At 60.3% G+C, this 567-nt stretch carries 1 protein-coding gene; it reads right to left on the bottom strand.

What is annotated here, in order from left to right:
- Positions 1 to 34: 34 nt before the first annotated feature.
- Positions 35 to 567, bottom strand: a 533-nt coding sequence (locus ACFQX9_RS29565) for an integrase core domain-containing protein (RefSeq protein ID WP_377791269.1), incomplete at its 5' end; no start/stop codon positions are given.

The raw sequence follows: 567 nt of genomic DNA, 5'->3' as shown, positions 1-567 counted from the left end.
TGTCCGGCCCGAAGACATGGGTAACGGAACGTACCTAAGACATGGGTGACAGCCTCGTGCCGAACGGGTTGTCGAGAGGTTGCAGGGTTTTCTGCTCCAGGTCGAAGTATCCCAGATCATAGTGCATGAAGCTGACGAGCCAAATGCCCTCGTCGACCTCCTTGATGCCGAGCTTCTGGCCCGCCAGCACGGTTGAGATGTTGATCCGCTTGCGGTGCAGGCAAAGGCGGCCGCACGCGGTTACAAGGACCTCGCGATCGTGGAACGGATAGGTCAGCTCCGGCAGGCCGGCATAGGAACGTGCTGAGGCGACGTAGAGCTCGGCAGGACGTTTCATGTCGAGGGCCTCGTGCGGGCGTTCGGAGTTGAACTCGCGGACGAAGGCATCGAAGCGTTCCTGCTGCTGCAAGCTATTGCCGCCCGGCGGCCGGGTGGTTTCCTTTTTGAGGGTGAGGTGCATGCGCTCATGACGTCCGTTCTGTTGCGGGTGGCCCGGCTTGATGCGTTCGATTGCAATACCAAGTCGGAGCCACCACACCGAGAGCTTGGAGAGGTTGAACAAGGCGT

It is taken from the genome of Bradyrhizobium sp. GCM10028915 (assembly GCF_042666195.1).
Taxonomy (GTDB): Bacteria; Pseudomonadota; Alphaproteobacteria; order Rhizobiales; family Xanthobacteraceae; genus Bradyrhizobium; species Bradyrhizobium canariense_D.
The sequence above is the reverse complement of the archived record's forward strand: the minus strand, read 5'-3'. Positions and strand labels throughout refer to the sequence as shown.